The organism is Alteromonas sp. CI.11.F.A3 (genome assembly GCF_032925565.1).
Lineage (GTDB): Bacteria > Pseudomonadota > Gammaproteobacteria > Enterobacterales > Alteromonadaceae > Alteromonas.
This window is the reverse complement of record NZ_CP136708.1, coordinates 3564936-3584464: the sequence shown is the minus strand read 5'-3', so window position 1 is coordinate 3584464 and position 19529 is coordinate 3564936. Positions and strand designations below refer to the sequence as shown.

Below are 19529 nucleotides of genomic sequence, written 5' to 3'. Positions count from 1 at the left end.
CATGGAATCACTGTTGCTACTGTCGGGTCGTGCCGATGAGTGGCGGAGTAATTAAGGATATGTTCAGTATTAAGGAACAGGAGCAAGCGAATGCTTATTTTGACTCGTCGAGTTGGTGAAACACTTATGGTTGGTGATGATGTAACTGTCACTGTTCTAGGTGTTAAAGGGAATCAGGTCCGAATTGGTGTGAATGCACCGAAAGAAGTTTCTGTGCACCGTGAAGAGATTTATATGAGAATTCAAGCTGAGAAAGGTGGACAACCTGGAACGGCTGAGTAATCAAATTTCTGCACAAAAATCGGTCAGCTCATGCTGGCCTTTTTTGTTTTTGGGCCTTTTTTAAAATTAATTTCAAAAAAATTTAGATGTTTTTCGATATTTTTCGATATTTCTTAAAAAAGTTCATTTCGCATTACTGCGTGCAATCTTAAATTAACCCGCTAAAATTTGATTATAACCTAACCAAAACACAGGTTTTTTGTACGAATCGTACAAAATGACAGCGAGTAAACATTTTTATCTAAAAAAGGTTTGACTCCGGCCAGTGAATCCGTAAAATGCGGCACCACTTAAGGAGAGGTGGGTGAGTGGCTGAAACCAGTTCCCTGCTAAGGAACCATACCTAATACTGGTATCGAGGGTTCGAATCCCTCCCTCTCCGCCATTGTTCGTTGATGGTGTGACGGTCAACAAAAGTTTTATTGCGCGTGTGTAGCTCAGCTGGATAGAGTACCTGGCTACGAACCAGGCGGTCGGAGGTTCGAATCCTTCCACACGCGCCACTTCTTTTAAATGCGTCACCTTTGGGGATAACACCTTAAAGTAAAAAAGTTTACGCGTGTGTAGCTCAGCTGGATAGAGTACCTGGCTACGAACCAGGCGGTCGGAGGTTCGAATCCTTCCACACGCGCCATATAAGAAAACCCACCATCTGGTGGGTTTTTTTATGCCTGACATTTAGTTTCTTTCTGTATAATTAGCTTTTTAAGCCCTGACTCGTTAAGCTTTAGGCTTTGAAAGGTCAGCGCAGTACCGTTTTGGTTAACTGCTTTCGCTGCTTAACTTTCCCACCTTGTTAATATAAATACCCACTTACACTTCTCTTATCGGGTTTTCTCGTTATACCTCTTCCAATGAGTGTATTTCGTTTTTCCTTTCCTGAAGAGTTTGAAAAAATATTTAGACATAATGCATAAAAAGCATGAATTTTTGATAGTTTTCGCATAAATGGCTGGTTTTATGCATTGCTGGCGCTTTTCTGGTTGTGTTTTATAAATGAGCGTGATACTTATTCCTCATCAAAATATTTGAGGGTTCGCCATGGGATCAGAATCAGTTAGCAGTTTGCTGCTTGAAGCCGGCTCACTGATGCTAATAGGAATGGTATTTGTTTTTTCATTCTTAGCATTGTTAATCGTTGGAATTCACCTAATTGCAAAGTTTTGTGAAGCATTTCCGGGCGAAGCCGCACCGCAGTACGCTGCACCCCGAAGAAAAGCGGTTCAAGCTGGTGTCGATGGTAACGTTGTTGCTGCTATCACCGCTGCTGTTCATACTCATCGTCAAACCAATAAAAATTAATTAAACAAATCATTCAGGAGTTACCATGTCTAAGCCACTGGCCTTAACCGAGCTAGTCTTGCGTGATGCCCATCAATCGCTGCTTGCTACGCGTATGCGTATAGAAGATATGCTGCCTATTGCCGAAAAACTTGATAAAGCAGGTTTTTGGTCTGTTGAATCTTGGGGCGGGGCGACATTTGATTCCTGTATTCGCTATTTAGGGGAAGATCCTTGGGATCGCATTCGCCAGCTTAAAGCGGCAATGCCAAACACGAAGCAACAGATGTTGTTGCGTGGTCAAAATTTATTAGGCTATCGCCATTACGCTGATGATGTAGTGACACGCTTTGTTGAGCGTGCACATGAAAATGGGGTTGATGTATTTCGTATCTTCGACGCCATGAACGATATGCGTAATCTGAAAACGGCGATTAAAGCCACCGTCGACAGCGGTGCTCATGCGCAAGGTACAATCTCTTACACCGTGAGCCCAGTGCACAACCTTCAGCTTTGGCTAGATATGGCCAAGCAACTTGAAGATATGGGTGTTCACTCTATTTGCGTAAAAGATATGGCGGGGCTGTTAAAGCCTTACGACTGTGAAGCCCTAATAACGGGTTTGAAAGAAACCGTCAATGTGCCTATTGCTATGCAGTGTCATGCCACTACAGGCTTAAGCACGGCAACTTACCAAAAAGCCATTGATGCTGGCATCGACATGCTTGATACAGCCATCTCTTCAATGAGTATGACGTATGGTCACACCGCAACTGAAACCATGGTGTCTATTGTTGAGGGCACAGAACGAGATACGGGTATGTCATTACCGGATCTCGAAGAAATCGCTAGCTACTTCCGCGGCGTGCGCAAAAAATACAGTAAATTTGAAGGTAGCTTGAAAGGGGTTGATGCCCGTATCTTACTAGCTCAAGTGCCTGGCGGCATGTTGACCAACATGGAAAGCCAGTTAAAAGAGCAAGGCGCTGAAGATAAGTTTGAAGAAGTACTAAAAGAAATTCCTCGCGTACGTGAAGATTTAGGCTTTATTCCTTTGGTTACTCCAACGTCACAAATTGTGGGTACGCAGTCTGTATTAAACGTACTTACTGGTGAGCGTTATAAGAGCATCACCAAAGAAACGGCGGGTGTCCTTAAGGGCGAATATGGTGCTACGGCTGCACCAGTGAACAAAGAATTGCAAGACCGTGTGCTAGATGGTGGGCAACCCATTACCTGTCGTCCGGCAGATAATATTGCGCCTGAACTAGACAGCCTTGAAACAGAGCTGACTAAGTTAGCATCAGAGAAAAGTATTACGCTATCAGATGCTAAGATTGACGATGTGCTTACCTATGCTTTGTTCCCACAAATTGGTCTGAAGTTCCTTGAGAATCGGGGCAACCCTGACGCATTTGAACCTGCGCCTGGCACTGAAGCTGATGTAGCATCAAGTGCACCAGCGGCTACGCCTGTTTCAGCTACCGGCGCACCAGCGGCATACGATGTAAAAGTTGAAGGCAAGGTATACCATGTTGAAGTAGCAGCATCAGGGGAGTTATCTAGCATAACCCCAAGTCAGCCATCTACAGCAGCGCCAGCGGCTCAGCCGGCATCCTCATCCAGTAATGAAAGTGCACAAAGCATTAACGCACCGTTAGCCGGTAATGTGTTCAAAATACTTGTGCGTGCTGGCGATGTAGTGAATGAAGGTGATGTGGTGATTATTTTAGAAGCCATGAAAATGGAAACTGAAATTCGCTCTGCTGTTTCCGGTACCGTTAGTGAAGTACTTGTGGGTGAAGGCGATGCCGTAGCCAGTGCTCAACCACTTATTGCGCTGGGGTAATTCATGGATAAGTTGATGGTGCTGTGGGACAGCACTGCACTGGCGCATTTTGAGTCAGGCCAGTTAATCATGATGGCAGTAGGTTTCCTGTTGCTATTCTTAGCGATTGTGAAAAAGTTTGAACCGCTGTTGTTAATCCCTATTGGGTTTGGTGCATTGTTAACCAATATCCCATTAGCAGGATTTTCAGAAGCGGGAGGATTACTCCATTACATTTATGCTATCGGTATAGACACTGGGGTTTTTCCGCTGCTTATCTTTATGGGCGTGGGCGCAATGACGGACTTCAGTGCCCTAATTGCTAATCCTAGAATGTTGTTGTTAGGAGCCGCAGCGCAGTTTGGTATTTTTGCGACCTTGTTCGGTGCTATTGCACTCAACATGATCCCTGGTTTTGAGTTCACTCTCAAAGATGCCAGCGCGATTGCTATTATTGGTGGTGCTGATGGCCCTACGGCTATCTTTCTAGCCTCTCGATTAGCGCCCGATTTATTAGGTGCAATTGCGGTAGCAGCTTATTCATACATGGCGCTGGTACCTATTATTCAGCCTCCAATTATGAAAGCGTTAACCAGCAAAGAAGAACGCACCATAGAAATGGCGCAATTACGCCCTGTATCGCAACGTGAGAAGATTATCTTTCCACTGGCTACACTATTCCTAACTATCTTGTTTTTGCCTTCAGCAACGCCTCTAGTGGGTATGTTTTGCTTTGGTAACTTACTGAAAGAGTGTGGTGTAGTAGATAGGCTTAGCAAAACAGCACAAAACGAGCTGATTAACATTGTTACTATTTTCTTAGGGCTAGCAGTAGGTTCAAAGCTATCTGCAGACAAATTCTTAACCGTTGAAACCTTGGGTATTCTTGGTTTAGGTGCAGTAGCGTTCGCTATTGGTACTGCAACTGGCGTGTTAATGGCTAAGTTAATGAGCCGTATGAGTGGTGGAAAGATAAACCCACTGATTGGTGCCGCTGGTGTATCGGCAGTACCAATGGCTGCAAGGGTTGTGAATAAGGTTGGACTTGAAGCTAACCCTCATAACTTTCTACTTATGCATGCCATGGGGCCGAATGTAGCTGGAGTACTTGGATCAGCAGTTGCCGCGGGTATCTTGCTGGCGCTAGTAGGCTAATACGTTGGCCAATTTATTTAATTGGCGACAGGGCGAGGAGTAGTAAACTCGCTTATATAAAAAGCAAAATGCGGCCTCTTCACTAGGCCGCATTTTTTGTTTTTGCATAAAGCACAATGTAAAAAGCGTTATAAAAAATGACGTCAGAATCGCTGCATAAGGTAACGTCAAAATCGTTTCAAGGGTAGCTTCAAATCAATTACCAAGCACCTTTAAATTACCAAGCACCTTTAAATTACCAAGCATCTTTAAATTAATCTTAGCTAACTGATAGTATTGCTCGTAATTAACGACTGGTAGGCCAAAATGAGCTTTTTAGTAATCGTATGCTCCGGCCAACGAAAAATTGTTTCGGTTTTCCCTTCTTCTACAATATTGCCATTTTCCATCACAATAACCCGATCGGCGATATGTCGAACTATTCCCAAGTTATGGCTAATGAAAATAAACGCCAACCCCATTTCTTGTTGTAGCTTCAAAATAAGATTTACCGTTTGAGAGCGTATAGACGGGTCTAAGGCTGCAAACGGCTCATCGGCAATAAGTACTTTCGGTTTCAATATAATGGCGCGAGCGAGGGATACACGCTGCTGTTGGCCATCAGATAACATATGACGATAGAAATAATAATGCTCGCGTAACAAGCCCACTTTTGTCAGCATTTCTTCAATAAGAGATTTACGTTCCGCTTCCGTTAAATCTGTATTTAAGCGAAGGGGTTCGTCGAGTACTTTACCCACAGGCACAGAAGGGTTCATTGATTCACTGCTGTGTTGCAATATCATGCGAATATCATGAGTACGTTTTTGTTGATTGTTGTGCTGGTTATATTTCGCCAAATATTTGTGGTTATTTAGTTCAATAACCCCTTCATCAGCAGGAATAGCGCCTACCAATAATTTTGCTAACAATGATTTACCCGCGCGGTTTTCACCAATAATTGCGATAGTTTCGCCGCGTTGCACAGTCAAGTCGATAGGGCCTAGTTCAAATATTTCCGGCTTCTTTAACCAACGTTTCTTATCGTTATGTCTAAACGTTAATCCATCTACCTGCATGATATCTGTCATAACTTCTCCATATGCAGTGGGAAGTGGCAGTTATAGGTATGGTCGTGAATATGCCTCACTGCAGGCCTAGAGACACAGGCACGCTGAGCGCGTGGGCAGCGTGGACCTAATCGGCACCCAATTGGCAAATGCTGCAATGTAGGAATAGAGCCTCCCAGCGTAGGGAGTTGTGATTTGGGCGGCAAATCTTTCCTGAAGCTTGGCGCACTATCTAGCAGCGCCTTAGTGTAAGGGTGAAGCGGGCGTTTCTTAATATGTTTCATTTTACCCGATTCTACAGTCTGTCCCGCGTAGAGCACCGTCATAGAGTGCGACATACTGGCAATCGCTAACAAGTCATGGCTTACGAATAAAATACTTAACGAACGGGTTTGGTTTAAACGCGTAAATAACTTAAGAATTTGCGTTTTTGTGGTTGGCTCCATCCCTCGTGTGGGATCATCAGCAATCAATAGTTTTGGCTGAGACACCAAGGCCATGGCAATCATGAACTTTTGGCCTATATCGCTTGGAATTTGGTGAGGATAAGCATTTAAATAATGCTTGTGTTGTTTTATACCTACCTTGTGTACTGTACTTATGGCAATACGCTTTCTATGCTGAGCACGCTGCCAAAACCAGTAACCTTCTACAAATTCATCAGGAATACTTTCTACTAGCTGTTCACCTAATGTGGCAGAGGGGTCTAAGCTAGTTTGAGGGTTTTGAAATACAACGGCAATATCTCGGCGCATTACTTCTCGGCGTTGATATTTTGACATGCTCAGTAAGTTCTCGCCTTTCCAACTCATGCGATCTGCAGTCATTCTCCACTGCGAGGGCAGGGCGCCACATATGGCAGACACTATTAGGCTTTTTCCGGAGCCAGACTCGCCGACAAGCGCTCGAATTTCACCTGTATTAACGGTTAAATTGACTTTATCGAGGGCTTTAATCGTTGTGTCGCCAGCCACCATTTCTAAGGTTAAATTTTTAATATCTAACATTGGCATATTAGTGGCTCACTCTTTTTCTGAGTGCAGAACGAAGGCCGTCCCCCACAATATTTATCGACAACACCAATAAAAAAATGGCAATGCCAGGCAATGCCACATTCCAAGGTGCTAGGTAGGCCACATCAAGACCATCGCCCAAAATAGCCCCAAGCTCGGCAAGTGGTGATTGTGCCCCTAAGTTTAAAAAGCCTAGTGCAGATACATCAATCACCGCAATCGATAGTGCCACAGTACCTTGTACCACAAGCATTTCTGTCATGTTAGGAAGAATAGAATGCACGAACAAGTGCCATCTATTTGCGCCGTCTAATTTCGACGCCATAATGTATTCTTTTTTCATTTCAGCGCGAACAAATGTGCGCGTGCGGTGAACAAACTGTGGAATGAGCGCAAGGGTAATAGCCCACATGCTATTGACCAACCCTGTTCCAAGAATCGCCACGATAATAATAGCAATCAACAGGGTTGGAATAGCCATTAAAGCATCCAGTAAGTGGTTCACAATACTTGAACGCACGCCCCGCAGCATGCCTGCAAATGTACCTATGCTTACGCCAATCAGCATGGCTAGCACTACCATTAGAAATCCAGATCCTAACGTAGTGCGACAGCCGTAAATAATACGAGAGAAAACATCTCGGCCGAGGGGATCGGTGCCAAATAAATGGGTTATTGAGCCGCTGCTTTCCCAACTAGGGGGAATAAGTAACGCATCGATATTCTGTTCCGCAGGGTTGTAGGGCGACACCACCGGTGCGAACAGCGAAAAGATGATAAAGAAGCCAAGCAAAATAAGACCAACAATGGCAATGTGGCTGCCACGGAAAGCTGCCCAAGTGCGTTGCCAGGGAGATGGATGAAACTCCTCTTCGTATAAACTAAACTGTGGCACGTTCGTACTTTTCTCGGCTAGGATCGATAATGCGATTAAACAAGTCGACCATAATAGTTAACGTAATAACGAGGGTTGATACCGCCAACATTCCTACTCGAAGCGCAGGGAAGTCTCGTTGATAAATTGCTTGAATTAACCAGCTACCAATCCCTGGCCATGAAAATAAGGTTTCTACTATCATGGCATTGGTGATGAGCGTGGTAATTTGGATTGCCATTAAAGGCAAAATAGGCAGCAACGCGTTACGTAATACATGCCTAAAGAAAATCTGCCATTCAGACACACCTCTAGAGCGCGCAGCCACAATATACGGGCGGTGAATAACATCAATAACCGAGCGACGCGTAATTCGCACCATTGAAGCGGTTGTTATTGCCCCAATTGCCAGCGTAGGCAATGCAAGATGTGAAATAGCATCACGGTAGGCTAGCCCATGGTCAATACCCTCTGCCAGCATAATATCAATAAGCACGAAGCCGGTAACGGGTTCAATATCGAACAATAAACTAATCCGACCCGACAAAGGCGCAATATCAAGGTGTAAGCTAAAAAACAGGATTAGAATAAGTGCCAACCAAAAAACAGGAAACGAATAGGTGGTAATGCTTAAAGCATTAATGGTGTGGTCGGTAGTAGAGTAACTTTTCAGCCCTGCGTAATATCCCAATGGGATGCCAATGAAAAGCGCCATCAGCATCGCATAAGTGCTTAGCTCGATAGTGGCGGGCATGGCGATGCCAATTTCTTCTCGAAGGGGCAATCCTGACGCTAGGCTGTAACCCCAATCACCTTGTAGTAACGACGATAAATAGTAAAAAAACTGTACTATATAGGGTTGGTCTAGGCGAAATTGGCGCATAAGCGCCTCACGCTGAATCTCATTCTGCGGCACAATGCCGGTAAGGTTTTCTAGTACATCACCGGGAAACAGATACACCAACGAGAATGACATGGCGGTTAATACCAAAAGGGTTAAGATAAATAACACACCGTATCGCGATAATATTTGAATCACAGTGATTTACCTACTCCGCCAAATCTAACGCCGCCAAAGGGGTTAATGGTCATGCCCTCAAGTTCATTTCTATAGGCTTGATAACGATATGCGTGAGCAATAGGCACCAATGGCAACCGTTCGTACAGAAGTCTATTCACTTGTTGATAGATTAAGCGACGTGCTTCAAGATCTTCTGTTTGCAAAGCTTTATCTAAAAGTTCGTCATAATCGCTATCACACCACATCGCGCGATTAGTACCAGAGGGAATGGCGCCACAACTAAGCAATGGTCGATAAAAGTTATCAGGATCGCCATTATCGGCAGACCAGCCTATTAAGACCGAATCATGAAGCCCCTCTTGCAAGTGACGTCTAAATGTAGCCCAGTCGTAGCTAACTATAGTGGCAGTTACGCCCACCTCACGTAAATATCGTTGAATAAGCTCTGCCATCTTAGCGGCATTAGGATTATAAGCACGTTCAATGGGCATAGCCCATATGGTCATAGTAAACCCAGGCTCCACGCCCGCATTTTCAAGTAGCTTTCTCGCTAGCACAGGATTGTAAGCTGTATCATCTGCATCATTTTGAAAGGCCCAGCTAGCGGCGGGTAGCAGTGTTTTTGCGCGGGTAGCACTGTCGAAGTAGACCGCTTCTAATAAGGTGTTTTTGTCGATAGCCGCGGCTAGTGCACGCCTAACATCAGGGTTGTCGAACGGAGGACGCTGGGTATTAAATGCCCAAAAGCCTACATTCAAACCTGGCTTTTCAGCCAGTAATAAATCGTCACGGGAACGGATAATTTCCAATTCCGTTTGGGCAGGAAAAGCCGTAGCGTCACATTCACCAGTCATTAGCTTAGCCAAACGTAATGAGCTCTTCGGCGTGATGTCATAAATTAAGCGTTCAGCATTATCTTGTTCACCCCAATAGGTTTGGTGACGCTGGTAGCGAATGTAGTGATCTTTACGGTAGTTTTCGAATTTGAATGGGCCTGTACCAATAGGGTATTGGTCAATTCGATTGGGCAAGCCTTGTTGTAACAACGCTTCACCGTACTCTTGTGACAACATCACCGAAAAGTCAGTAGCTAAGTTAGCTAAAAAAGAACTGTCTCGACGTTTTAAATTTATCTCTACTCGGTATCCATTTAACCGCTCAACTGAAGCGATATTTTGAGCAAGCCCCAAACTTTCAAAATACGGGTAACGCCCGCCAGACACGTAATGGTATGGGTGCGAGGTAAGTCGCCATCTATCAATGCTAAAAATGACATCATCAGCATTGAAATTTCGGCTAGGGGTGAAATAGCTGGTGGTATGAAACTCTACGTCTTTTCTCAGTTGAAAAGTGTAGGTTAAGCCATCATCAGACACTAACCAGCTACTGGCCACACTAGGTATAATACGGCCAGAATCTGGATCGAAATCTAGCAATCTGTCATACAATTGATGCGATGACGCATCGGTTGTGGTGCTAGACGTATCTAACTGAGGGTTAAAGGTAACGGGGTTGCTTTCAGAGCAATACACTAAACCGCTATTATAAAATGCATGTTCATCTTGTTTTGAACAGGCAGCTACCAGCATTACCATAACAACAGTAAAGGCAGCATAAAAAAGCGGTTTTACGGGCATTTAGTTAGCACTCCATCGATTCAGGTGAAGAGTCTAACAGGTTGTATTTTTTTAGATAACCTCGAAGTTGATGATAAGTGAGACTAAGTTTCTCAGCAGTCTTTTTCTGGTTGAATTGGCTGTCGGATAACGCTTGCTTAATCATATCAATTTCGTATTGCTGAGAGCGGTCTTTTAAATCAATTGGGTATTCTACCGTATCGGGTTTTAACGAGGGTAACACCGCCGAGGGTGAATTCGCAGCAGCTTCACTATTGTTGGCGTTATTTTTAGCGATGTTCTCTACATTGGCCGCTACTGTATTGGACGGCACTGTATTGGAAGCTAACGTCGACTCGGCTTCAGACGTACTCGAGGTTCTGTCGTTTGTTTTGATACGAGAGGTGGGTCTAAATAAAGATTCAAACGGGTCTAGAACAATATCGTGTACGGGCAAATGTGGGTTGTTCGTTCTATAAACCGCACGTTCAACCACGTTTTTAAGCTCTCGAATATTCCCTGGCCAATCATAATCAAGCAAGGTGCGTTTTGCTTTTTCAGTAAAGCCGCTAAAAAGCTCCATTTCCATTTCTCTTGCCATGCTAATGGCAAAGTTCTCAGCAAGCATCATGATATCATCACGTCGCTCTCTTAAAGGAGGGATGGTAATAACATCGAAAGCGAGCCTGTCGAGTAAGTCAGCACGAAATTCGCCCGCGTCAGCCAATGCAGGTAAATCTTCATTTGTAGCCGCTACCAAGCGTACATCGGTTTTAACGGTTTTATTACCGCCTACCCGTTCAAATTCGCCGTATTCCACTACCCGCAATAACTTTTCTTGGATTAAACCAGACGTGTTCGCCAGCTCATCAAGAAACAAGGTGCCATTGTGGGCAATCTCAAAACGTCCTTCTCGGCGTTTTGCTGCGCCAGTAAATGCGCCTGCTTCATAACCAAATAACTCACTTTCCAATAAGCTTTCGTTAAGTGCGGCACAATTGAGTTTGACGTAATTTTGATCCCAGCGCTTAGACAGAAAGTGTAAACGTGCTGCAATAAGCTCTTTACCGGTTCCGCGCTCACCAATAACCAATACGGGTTTATCTAGTGGTGCTATTTGTGAAATTTGCTCAAGCACTTCTAAAAAACTATTCGCTTGGCCTAGCAAATTATCCTGCTGACGATACCTACTCATTAAATCCCTCAAATATTAGTCATTTCGACCAATTAATAGTGTAGAGTAAAAAAACTTGTTGTTCGAGCATTATTTAAACTAAACGAATATCTTTTAAAATTATCAAGTTAGGGTAATTTGAAAAACTGGCAAGCATATTGAATAGTCTTATTACAAGTTTATCTTGGTACAACCAGTTTTCGACTATGAGGTAATTATTATGGGTATCTTCTCGCGTTTCACTGACATTGTGAATTCGAATATTAATGCGCTTTTAGATAAAGCGGAAGATCCGGAGAAAATGGTCCGGTTGATTATTCAGGAAATGGAAGACACATTAGTAGAGGTGCGCTCAGCATCGGCTAAAACTTTGGCGAACAAAAAGGAAATTGTAAGCCAAATTAATAAATATGAAGCAGACGCTAACGATTGGCAGGCGAAAGCGGAACTTGCATTAAGTAAAGACCGTGATGATTTAGCCCGCGCAGCATTGCAAGAAAAAAAGAAATCAGCAGAAGCTGCTGAAACATTGAATAACGAGCTAACGGTTGTTGAACAGCAAATTAGCAAGCTTCAGGATGAAATTGGTCAGCTTCAAGACAAGCTAGCTGATGCGAAGAGTCGTCAAAAAACGATTATTATGCGTCAGAAAACAGCGAGTTCACGCTTAGAAGTGAAACGCACGTTAGATAGCACAAAAGTAGATTCAGCAATGGGGCGCTTTGAACAATACGAGCGTAAGATTGACGATTTAGAGTCGCAGGTAGATGCTTACGACCTAGGTAAGAAAACCTTAAATGATGAATTTGCAGAATTAGAAACTGGCGATAAGATAGACGAAGAGCTAGCTGCGCTTAAAGCAAGAGTGAAAGGTGACACAAGTTCATCTTCAACATCAGAATAATAATTATAGGTAGCCTGCTGAAGCATTAGATTTTTAGTGTTAGTGCACTAGGCAGGCTAATCGGGGTTTATTGGAGGTATTTACAATGGATGAAGGTATCATTGCAATGTTGGTAATGCCCTTAGTCATCTTTATGATTTTTGTGGCGCCGATTTGGTTAATTTTGCATTACCGAAGTAAAAAACAAGTTAATCAAGGTTTGAGTGTTGAAGAACAAGCTTCACTACAATCACTTGCTGAACAAGCTGAAAAAATGAGTGACAGAATTCAAACCCTTGAAGCTATTTTAGATAGCGAAGCTCCAGAGTGGAGGAATCGCGCATGAGAAACGGCAAGCAGTTATACCGAGATACAGACAACGCAAGAATAGCGGGTGTATGTTCAGGAATTGCGCACTACTTTGGTTTAGAAACATGGTTGGTGCGAATTCTAGCGGTGACAGGCTTTTTCTTACTTGCGGGTCCATTCATGTTTGTTGCTTACATAGCGGGCTGGTTCATTTTGGATAAGAAGCCTTTAGGTGACGCTCCAGAAGAACAAACCACTGTACATCAAAGTCGCGGCAAGGGATGGAAAAACACAAGTTCTCCATCAAGCAATAGTCGTCATAAGGTCGAAGTGAAAACCAAAGTTTGGCAGGCTGGTGAGCCACCTAAACAGGCTTTTCACGATATTCGTAATCGCTTTCAAAAATCTGAAATACGACTACGCAAGATGGAAACGTATGTGACCTCAAGAGAATTTGAGCTTAACCGAGAAATCAGTAGATTATAGTTAAGTGTCTTTGAAACACATTCGCTAGCAACTCCCCGATAAAACCAAAACCGCTCTTTTTTAAGAGCGGTTTTTTATATGTAAAGCATCGAGTTAAGTGTGTTTGTAAATAAGTTGTTACGGCTTGGCCGCGTAACAAGAATAGGTAAACACTTCCTGTTAGCGCGCTTTTCATTAGACTATTTGGCAGAAGTCAGTCACTGAATATGTCGAAAGTAGTTATGGCAAAATCTAGCGTTTATCAATCAAAAACCTCAGACAGCAAAGGCGTTATAAGCTGGTCAGAAGAAGAAAATCAAATCTGGGCAGCCTTGTACGCGAGGCAACTTCCGTTATTGAAAACCCGGGCCTGCGAACAATATATGGAAGGGTTGTCGTTACTGGCACTGCCTGATGATCGCATCCCTCAGCTACCGGATATCGATAAAGTACTGTTAGCACAAACCGGGTGGAAAACCGCCGAAGTTCCCGCCCTCATCAATTTTGGTGAATTTTTTAGATTATTAGCCAACAAGCAATTTCCTGTTGCAACCTTCATTCGCTCGAAAGATGAATTTGATTACCTACAAGAGCCGGATATTTTTCATGAGGTTTTCGGTCATTGTCCTTTGCTAACGAATCCTGCTTTCGCGCACTTTACTCATACCTACGGAAAACTCGGCTTAGCGGCGAGCAAAGAAGACCGAATCTATCTAGCACGACTTTATTGGTTCACGGTTGAGTTTGGGTTAGTTCGAAGTAAAGCAAACCCAGAAAAACTGGAAATTTATGGCGGTGGTATATTGTCTTCCCCGGGTGAAACGCTTTATGCATTAGATAGCAACGAGGCAATCAGAAAACCGCTTACAGCGACAGATGCGTTACGCACACCCTATAGAATTGATATCATGCAGCCCTTGTATTACGTACTTCCTGACTTTGATTATCTGTTCGAGTTGGCTGATATGGATATTATGAGCCTAGTGAATAAAGCGAAAGGGCTTGGGCTATATCCGGCCTTATTTGACGCCAAAAAGCAGGCTTAAGTTAACATTATGTTACAGCGTGGCGTGTTTGGGGGAAACGTTTTCACACCTCACGTTGCGCGGAACCGCTTTAAATACCAGTCTTCCAAGGTGATAATTTGACATAATTAACTTGTTATCTTTTTGTAAAAGTGTGATATTGTGTACATATAAGTTTACAAGAGATGTGAAGTCACACCCATGCGATTAGAAATCAGTTGTCAGGACAGACTGGGTATTACTCAAGATGTGTTGGATATCCTCGTTACCCATGAAATCGATCTAAGAGGTATTGAGATTGATGAGACAGGTAAAATTTTTCTTAATTTTCCCAATATTGAATTTGCAGACTTCCAGCATTTAATGCCGAAAATTCGTCGCATTGACGGTATTTCTGATGTGAAAACTACGCATTTTATGCCAAGTGAAAGAGAGAAAACCCAGCTTTCTGCCATACTGCGCACGCTTCCCGATCCGGTATTTTCCATTGATGCTCGTGGACAAATCTTATTGTGCAATGAAGCGGTAACCTCTGGGTTAGAACAAAGTGCCCACGATGTTGAAGGCGTAGAAATAGGTGAAGTAGTGAAGGGCTTTAACTTCACTCGCTGGATGGATGGCAAGCTGCCTCGAGCTCAGTCTTCTAAAGTAAAGTTTATCCAACAAGACTATGTAGCTGACATGTTACCCATCACAGTACCTGACGGTGACAACAACATTATTATGGCCGGAGCAGTGGTCATTTTAAAATCGGAAATGCGCTTAGGCCAACAGTTTAGTGTGTTTCATCAATCTCCCACTGACAGCTTTGATAGATTCGTAGTGGAATCTCAGGCCATGAAACGCGTAGTAAGTGAAGCTAAGCGTATTGCTGATCTTGATGCACCAGTGCTTATTTTCGGTGAAACAGGCACAGGTAAAGAAATGATTGCCCGCGCGTGTCATCAATCAAGTCGCCGCAGTGAGGGGGCTTTTTTAGCGCTCAATTGTGCATCACTACCTGACAGTGTGGCGGAAACCGAATTATTTGGTTACGCACAAGGTGCTTTCAATCAACCGAATGCTAAAGAAGGGCTGCTAGAACAAGCGAGAGGCGGTACGCTGCTGCTTGATGAAATTGCAGATATGAGTTCTCAGCTACAAGCTAAACTGCTCCGGGTATTGGAAGATGGCGAGTTTAGGCGAGTAGGCGATGCAGAACCTGTTACGGTAGATGTTCGATTCATTTGCACTACTTGTCGCGACCTAGGGCAACTAGTAGAAGAAGGGCGTTTTCGAAAAGAATTATATTACCGCTTAAATGTTCTGAGCTTAGTGATGCCATCGTTAAAAGAACGCCGCCACGATATTGTACCTCTAGCAGAATCCTTTATTGCGCAGCACAGCACAAAGTTAGGCCGTAGGCCGGCTAAATTGAGTAAGTCCTGCGTTGATTTTCTGCAACAATATCCTTGGCCGGGCAATGTCCGTCAGTTGCAAAATGCGTTGTTCAGAGCGCTGTCTTTGCTAGACGGCAAGGAAATAACCAAAGAAGATATCCAGCTTCCTAGTTGTGCTCCTAGTGTGACCTTTATTGACGAAAACTTTGAAGGTACGTTAGACGATGAAGTGAAGAAATTTGAAAAAGATTTACTGAAGCGGCTTTATCCTTTCTACCCTAGTACTCGTCAATTGGCGAGAAAGTTGGGATTAAGTCATACCGCGATTGCGAATAAATTACGTGAGTACGGTATAAATAAAGCATCAATAAAAATGTAGGTTTCACTGTTTCGTTAAATTTACGTTGCCTTGCTTAACCAATAAGGGCGGTACTTCAATAGGAAGTGCCGCCTTTTTTTGTACAACCAAGCTTACAGTGAAAATTATTGTCGTGTGCTCCCGACTTTTCATCTTGATGCGGGTGATGCATAAAGAATAATAAATGTTACATACGCAAAAGCGCTGATCACAGTAAGGATCCAATTTATGAAACTAGCTACTTATAAGAACGATAGCCGAGACGGCCGTTTGATGTTGGTATCTAAAGATTTAACGCGTACCTGTTCAGTAGAAGATATTGCTCACACTATGCAACAAGCACTGGATAGCTGGCAGGTCACTGCGCCACAGCTACATATGCGCTACGAACAACTTAATAATGGGGTAATAGACAGTATTGAGTTTGATGCTACCCGCTGTGAATCGCCTTTACCGCGCGCTTATCAATGGGCTGATGGCAGTGCGTATGTGAACCATGTTGAGCTAGTAAGAAAAGCACGAGGCGCTGAAATTCCTGAAAGTTTCTGGAGTGACCCACTCATGTATCAAGGGGGATCTGACGATTTTATCGGTCCCCGTGATGATATTATTTTGCCCAGCGATGAGTGGGGTATTGATTTTGAAGGTGAGGTCGCGGTTGTCACCGACGATATTCCTATGGCCTGTACTGATGCTCAAGCGGCAGAGCGCATTAGATTAGTGATGCTTGTGAATGATGTATCCCTAAGAGGGTTAATTCCAGGCGAGTTGGCGAAAGGGTTTGGGTTCTTCCAGTCAAAACCGGCCTCTAGCTTTTCACCCGTGGCGGTAACGCCTGATGAACTCGGGGATGCGTGGGAGCAAGAAAAAGTGCATTTACCGCTTCGTTCCACCTACAACGGCGAGTTGTTTGGTAAACCACAAGCAGGCGAAGACATGACATTTAGCTTCGCAAAGCTGGTGTCACATGCTGCTAAGAGTCGTAATTTAGGCGCTGGTACCATTATTGGTTCCGGTACCGTATCGAACAAACAAGGTACTGACCATGGCTCAGCCATCGCTGAGGGGGGGCTTGGCTACTCGTGTATTGCTGAAGTGCGCATGATTGAAACCATCAGAGACGGTAAGCCCTCTACACCGTTTATGCAATTTGGCGATCGAATTAGAATAGAAATGTTTGATAGTAACGGGCAAAGTATTTTCGGTGCCATCGAGCAGCAGGTTAAGCCTTTAAGCTAAACCCATTTAATGCAAGCAGAGGAGGCGGGCATGCGCCGCCCTTTGCAAATTACGCTATGTTTATAATAAGTAGCACAACACACACGTAAGGCGGCGGTGAGTTATGAGTTTAACTTTATATGGTTATTGGCGCTCAACGGCGTCTTACAGAGTAAGAATTGCACTTAATTTAAAAGGTGTAGAGTACCAATATATGCCAGTGCACCTTGTGAATGAAGGTGGCCAGCAGCACATTGCACCCTATAAGCAGTTAAACCCCGCTCAGCTAGTGCCCACTTTGGTTGACGATGATGAAGATATTATTCTTAATCAGTCTTTAGCCATTATCGAATACTTAGATGAACGTTTTCCCTCTCCGTATCACTTAATACCATCGCATAAGACAGAGCGGGCAAGGGTAAGGGCGCTGGCTCAAGATATTGCCTGTGACACCCAACCTCTAAGTAACCTACGTGTACTTAATCAACTTAAAAGTGAGTATAGTGCTGAACAAGAAAGTGTGAATAAATGGGCAGCGCATTGGATAACGCTGAGCTTCGATGCCATTGAAAAGCGGCTACAAACCCAAGCGGGGAAGTATTGCTTTGACTTTGACGTGACCATGGCTGATTTGTGTTTAGTTCCACAAGTGTATAACGCGCATCGCTTTAATGTGGATATGACACGATATCCGCTTATTCAGAAAATAACAGATAACTGCAATGCACTACCTGCTTTTGAAAAAGCCCTGCCTGAGAACCAGATTGATAGCGTGTTTTAATAAAGTAAGAAAGAAGGGCAGTCGATAGGCAGCAGGGCGTAGGTTTCAATGAAACCTACTGTCGTTTGATAGGCAGCTCTGTGGTGTTCTTCACTTGTTTTAACGCGAAGGTGGAGCTGACATGATCAACCAAGGGAAGATGAGTAAGCTTCGTTTTCAGTAAAAATTCATATTCTTCAATACTTTCCACAATCACTTTGAGCAAATAGTCTTTCTCGCCGCTGGTGGTGTGGCACTCAACAATTTCATCAATACTTTGTACTGCATTTTCAAAATCGGTAAGGGAGTCACCATCATGATTTTTAAGGGTGACATAAATAAAAACCGACACCCCAAGGTTCAACTTTTTACTGTTTAATAAGGTAACTTTACCGATGATAATGCCATCGGCTTCCATCCTTTTTACTCGTCGCCAACATGGGGTATGGGAAAGCCCCACCTTCTGACTCAACTCAGCCATAGAGACAGTGGCATCTTGTTGAAGTACTCGTAAAATCTCACGATCGAATTTATCTAATTTCATTGAACGCAGCTTCCGTCGTTTTTATGATGTTTATTATATAGAAAAATAAATTCTAGGATAGATATCCTAGAAAAATAGTATTCATACTTTGTGTATTTCACTTTACGAGAGTGGGTTAATAACTTAGCAAGGCGTGTCCTCTGGTGGTTGGGCTACACTTGGGCAAAATCCATCACATTATTAATAGGGAAAGTATGTCGGTTTTCGATCACATAGAGTTTGATAATCACGAGCATGTCGCTTTTTATCACGATAAAGAAGCAGGCTTAAGTGCCATTATTGCCATTCATAATACAAACCTAGGCCCTGCATTGGGTGGTTGTAGAATGTGGCCCTATGTAAGTAGTGCAGAAGCACTAACCGATGTACTCCGCCTTTCTAAAGGAATGACCTACAAAGCCGCCATGGCCAATATCGCATTAGGCGGTGGTAAGTCAGTGATTATCGGCGATCCTCGCAAACAAAAAACGCCGGCAATGATGGAAGCTATGGGGAAATTTGTTGATTCATTGGGCGGCAAATATTTTACCGCAGAAGACTCGGGCATTTCAGTTACCGATTTACAAACCATGGCGACTCAATCTGACTACATTGCTGGGGTAAATGCGCAATATCATTACGCTGACGAACAGCCAGACGGTAATCCAGCACCATCTACCGCTTATGGTGTGTTTGTTGGCTTAAAGGCCAGCGTAGAGCACGGGTTAAATCGCAGCTTAGAGGGCGTAAGCGTAGCAATTCAAGGTATGGGGCATGTTGGTTATCGACTAGCGTCACACCTTCACGCAGCGGGTGCAAAACTGTATGTAGCTGATATTTTCCCCGAAGGTGTTGAAAAGGCGGTAGCAGAACTTGGCGCTACAGCAGTTGCGCCTGAAGATATTCTAGGTCTAGACGTTGATGTACTAGCGCCTTGTGCATTGGGCGCGGCCATTAATGACCAAACATTGCCTACGATTAAAGCTAAGGTCATTGCTGGTGCGGCAAACAATCAACTCGCACGTGAAGAAATTGGCGATATGTTAGTTGAACGTGGCATTTTGTATGCGCCTGACTATGTGATTAATGCAGGGGGTATTATCGATATCTTCCATCAGCGTATGGAACAAAGCTCTAATGCGGCGCTGCGCAAGCATATCGAAGACATTGGCACTACGCTAAAAGAGATTTATACCCGTGCTGATGCCCAAAAAGCAGCCACAAATCGTGTGGCAAACATTATTGCAGAAGAGAGATTTTCGTTAAAGGGTTGAAACTTATCGGGCAAGTAGTCATAATGCGCCCCGCGCTTAAGA

At 43.8% G+C, this 19529-nt stretch carries 19 protein-coding genes and 3 tRNA genes; 15 read left to right on the top strand and 7 right to left on the bottom strand.

Annotated features, from left to right (window positions below; translation table 11 throughout):
* Positions 1–90: 90 nt before the first annotated feature.
* The 7 genes from csrA to R1T43_RS15455 all read left to right on the top strand — a co-directional run bounded on the left by csrA (position 91) and on the right by R1T43_RS15455 (position 4546).
* Positions 91–282, top strand: a complete 192-nt coding sequence (csrA, locus tag R1T43_RS15485) for a carbon storage regulator CsrA (RefSeq protein ID WP_013785064.1) — start codon at positions 91–93, stop codon at positions 280–282.
* 294 nt (positions 283–576) lie between these two features.
* Positions 577–667 (top strand) — tRNA-Ser (locus R1T43_RS15480).
* Positions 668–708: 41 nt separating this feature from the next.
* A tRNA-Arg gene (locus R1T43_RS15475) sits at positions 709–785 on the top strand.
* A 54-nt stretch (positions 786–839) separates the two neighbouring features.
* A tRNA-Arg gene (locus R1T43_RS15470) sits at positions 840–916 on the top strand.
* 407 nt (positions 917–1323) lie between these two features.
* Positions 1324–1584 (top strand): OadG family protein, encoded by a 261-nt coding sequence (locus tag R1T43_RS15465; RefSeq protein ID WP_317350282.1) that lies wholly within the window; start codon positions 1324–1326, stop codon positions 1582–1584.
* Positions 1585–1609: 25 nt separating this feature from the next.
* The gene (oadA, locus tag R1T43_RS15460; RefSeq protein WP_317350281.1) at positions 1610–3412 is read left to right on the top strand and encodes a sodium-extruding oxaloacetate decarboxylase subunit alpha; all 1803 of its coding nucleotides are present in this window, start codon (positions 1610–1612) and stop codon (positions 3410–3412) included.
* 3 nt (positions 3413–3415) lie between these two features.
* Positions 3416–4546, top strand: coding sequence for a sodium ion-translocating decarboxylase subunit beta (locus tag R1T43_RS15455; protein ID WP_057793242.1), 1131 nt, complete (start codon positions 3416–3418; stop codon positions 4544–4546).
* Positions 4547–4809: 263 nt separating this feature from the next.
* On the opposite strand, the gene R1T43_RS15450 is transcribed toward R1T43_RS15455, so the two are convergent.
* The 6 genes from R1T43_RS15450 to pspF are packed head-to-tail and all read right to left on the bottom strand — an operon-like array spanning position 4810 to position 11314.
* Complete coding sequence (locus R1T43_RS15450; protein WP_317350280.1) at positions 4810–5616, bottom strand: ATP-binding cassette domain-containing protein; 807 nt, start codon at positions 5614–5616, stop codon at positions 4810–4812.
* Positions 5613–6608 carry an oligopeptide/dipeptide ABC transporter ATP-binding protein gene (locus tag R1T43_RS15445; RefSeq protein WP_317350279.1) on the bottom strand — a complete coding sequence of 332 codons (996 nt, stop codon included), beginning with the start codon at positions 6606–6608 and terminating at the stop codon, positions 5613–5615. The genes R1T43_RS15450 and R1T43_RS15445 overlap by 4 nt, the downstream gene beginning before the upstream one ends.
* 1 nt (position 6609) lies before the next feature.
* Complete coding sequence (locus R1T43_RS15440) at positions 6610–7503, bottom strand: ABC transporter permease subunit (RefSeq protein ID WP_317350278.1); 894 nt, start codon at positions 7501–7503, stop codon at positions 6610–6612.
* Positions 7490–8521: an ABC transporter permease gene (locus R1T43_RS15435; protein WP_057793236.1), complete on the bottom strand. Its 1032-nt coding sequence runs from the start codon at positions 8519–8521 to the stop codon at positions 7490–7492. Before R1T43_RS15435 ends, R1T43_RS15440 begins: the two co-directional genes overlap by 14 nt.
* Complete coding sequence (locus tag R1T43_RS15430) at positions 8518–10140, bottom strand: ABC transporter substrate-binding protein (protein ID WP_317350277.1); 1623 nt, start codon at positions 10138–10140, stop codon at positions 8518–8520. The genes R1T43_RS15435 and R1T43_RS15430 overlap by 4 nt, the downstream gene beginning before the upstream one ends.
* Before the next feature lie 4 nt (positions 10141–10144).
* Positions 10145–11314 (bottom strand): phage shock protein operon transcriptional activator, encoded by a 1170-nt coding sequence (gene pspF, locus R1T43_RS15425; protein WP_317350276.1) that lies wholly within the window; start codon positions 11312–11314, stop codon positions 10145–10147.
* A 199-nt stretch (positions 11315–11513) separates the two neighbouring features.
* Here pspF and pspA point away from each other — a divergent pair, with 199 nt between their 5' ends.
* The 7 genes from pspA (at position 11514) to maiA (ending at position 17711) form a co-directional block, all read left to right on the top strand.
* Positions 11514–12197: a phage shock protein PspA gene (gene pspA, locus R1T43_RS15420; protein WP_211071187.1), complete on the top strand. Its 684-nt coding sequence runs from the start codon at positions 11514–11516 to the stop codon at positions 12195–12197.
* An 85-nt stretch (positions 12198–12282) separates the two neighbouring features.
* Positions 12283–12522, top strand: coding sequence for an envelope stress response membrane protein PspB (gene pspB, locus R1T43_RS15415; protein WP_013785052.1), 240 nt, complete (start codon positions 12283–12285; stop codon positions 12520–12522).
* Complete coding sequence (gene pspC / locus R1T43_RS15410; RefSeq protein WP_211071188.1) at positions 12519–12971, top strand: envelope stress response membrane protein PspC; 453 nt, start codon at positions 12519–12521, stop codon at positions 12969–12971. The genes pspB and pspC overlap by 4 nt, the downstream gene beginning before the upstream one ends.
* A gap of 221 nt (positions 12972–13192) precedes the next feature.
* The gene (phhA, locus tag R1T43_RS15405; protein ID WP_317355876.1) at positions 13193–13996 is read left to right on the top strand and encodes a phenylalanine 4-monooxygenase; all 804 of its coding nucleotides are present in this window, start codon (positions 13193–13195) and stop codon (positions 13994–13996) included.
* A 180-nt stretch (positions 13997–14176) separates the two neighbouring features.
* Entirely contained in the window at positions 14177–15733 is a 1557-nt protein-coding gene (tyrR, locus tag R1T43_RS15400; protein WP_057793227.1) for a transcriptional regulator TyrR, read from the top strand.
* A 207-nt stretch (positions 15734–15940) separates the two neighbouring features.
* Positions 15941–16951, top strand: coding sequence for a fumarylacetoacetate hydrolase family protein (locus R1T43_RS15395; RefSeq protein ID WP_317350275.1), 1011 nt, complete (start codon positions 15941–15943; stop codon positions 16949–16951).
* A 103-nt stretch (positions 16952–17054) separates the two neighbouring features.
* Positions 17055–17711 (top strand): maleylacetoacetate isomerase, encoded by a 657-nt coding sequence (gene maiA, locus R1T43_RS15390; RefSeq protein ID WP_317350274.1) that lies wholly within the window; start codon positions 17055–17057, stop codon positions 17709–17711.
* A gap of 55 nt (positions 17712–17766) precedes the next feature.
* On the opposite strand, the gene R1T43_RS15385 is transcribed toward maiA, so the two are convergent.
* Positions 17767–18234 carry an Lrp/AsnC family transcriptional regulator gene (locus R1T43_RS15385; RefSeq protein WP_013785046.1) on the bottom strand — a complete coding sequence of 156 codons (468 nt, stop codon included), beginning with the start codon at positions 18232–18234 and terminating at the stop codon, positions 17767–17769.
* A gap of 194 nt (positions 18235–18428) precedes the next feature.
* Here R1T43_RS15385 and R1T43_RS15380 point away from each other — a divergent pair, with 194 nt between their 5' ends.
* Positions 18429–19487, top strand: coding sequence for a Glu/Leu/Phe/Val dehydrogenase (locus R1T43_RS15380; protein ID WP_211071191.1), 1059 nt, complete (start codon positions 18429–18431; stop codon positions 19485–19487).
* The last annotated feature ends 42 nt before the right edge of the window (positions 19488–19529 follow it).

Bases quoted from the DNA above. Each gene is read 5' to 3' on its own strand.
- csrA (WP_013785064.1), top strand. From the start codon at position 91: ATGCTTATTTTGACTCGTCGAGTTGGTGAAACACTTATGGTTGGTGAT.
- R1T43_RS15465 (WP_317350282.1), top strand. From the start codon at position 1,324: ATGGGATCAGAATCAGTTAGCAGTTTGCTGCTTGAAGCCGGCTCACTG.
- oadA (WP_317350281.1), top strand. From the start codon at position 1,610: ATGTCTAAGCCACTGGCCTTAACCGAGCTAGTCTTGCGTGATGCCCAT.
- R1T43_RS15455 (WP_057793242.1), top strand. From the start codon at position 3,416: ATGGATAAGTTGATGGTGCTGTGGGACAGCACTGCACTGGCGCATTTT.
- R1T43_RS15450 (WP_317350280.1), bottom strand. From the start codon at position 5,616: ATGACAGATATCATGCAGGTAGATGGATTAACGTTTAGACATAACGAT.
- R1T43_RS15445 (WP_317350279.1), bottom strand. From the start codon at position 6,608: ATGCCAATGTTAGATATTAAAAATTTAACCTTAGAAATGGTGGCTGGC.
- R1T43_RS15430 (WP_317350277.1), bottom strand. From the start codon at position 10,140: ATGCCCGTAAAACCGCTTTTTTATGCTGCCTTTACTGTTGTTATGGTA.
- pspF (WP_317350276.1), bottom strand. From the start codon at position 11,314: ATGAGTAGGTATCGTCAGCAGGATAATTTGCTAGGCCAAGCGAATAGT.
- pspA (WP_211071187.1), top strand. From the start codon at position 11,514: ATGGGTATCTTCTCGCGTTTCACTGACATTGTGAATTCGAATATTAAT.
- pspB (WP_013785052.1), top strand. From the start codon at position 12,283: ATGGATGAAGGTATCATTGCAATGTTGGTAATGCCCTTAGTCATCTTT.
- pspC (WP_211071188.1), top strand. From the start codon at position 12,519: ATGAGAAACGGCAAGCAGTTATACCGAGATACAGACAACGCAAGAATA.
- phhA (WP_317355876.1), top strand. From the start codon at position 13,193: ATGGCAAAATCTAGCGTTTATCAATCAAAAACCTCAGACAGCAAAGGC.
- tyrR (WP_057793227.1), top strand. From the start codon at position 14,177: ATGCGATTAGAAATCAGTTGTCAGGACAGACTGGGTATTACTCAAGAT.
- R1T43_RS15395 (WP_317350275.1), top strand. From the start codon at position 15,941: ATGAAACTAGCTACTTATAAGAACGATAGCCGAGACGGCCGTTTGATG.
- maiA (WP_317350274.1), top strand. From the start codon at position 17,055: ATGAGTTTAACTTTATATGGTTATTGGCGCTCAACGGCGTCTTACAGA.
- R1T43_RS15385 (WP_013785046.1), bottom strand. From the start codon at position 18,234: ATGAAATTAGATAAATTCGATCGTGAGATTTTACGAGTACTTCAACAA.
- R1T43_RS15380 (WP_211071191.1), top strand. From the start codon at position 18,429: ATGTCGGTTTTCGATCACATAGAGTTTGATAATCACGAGCATGTCGCT.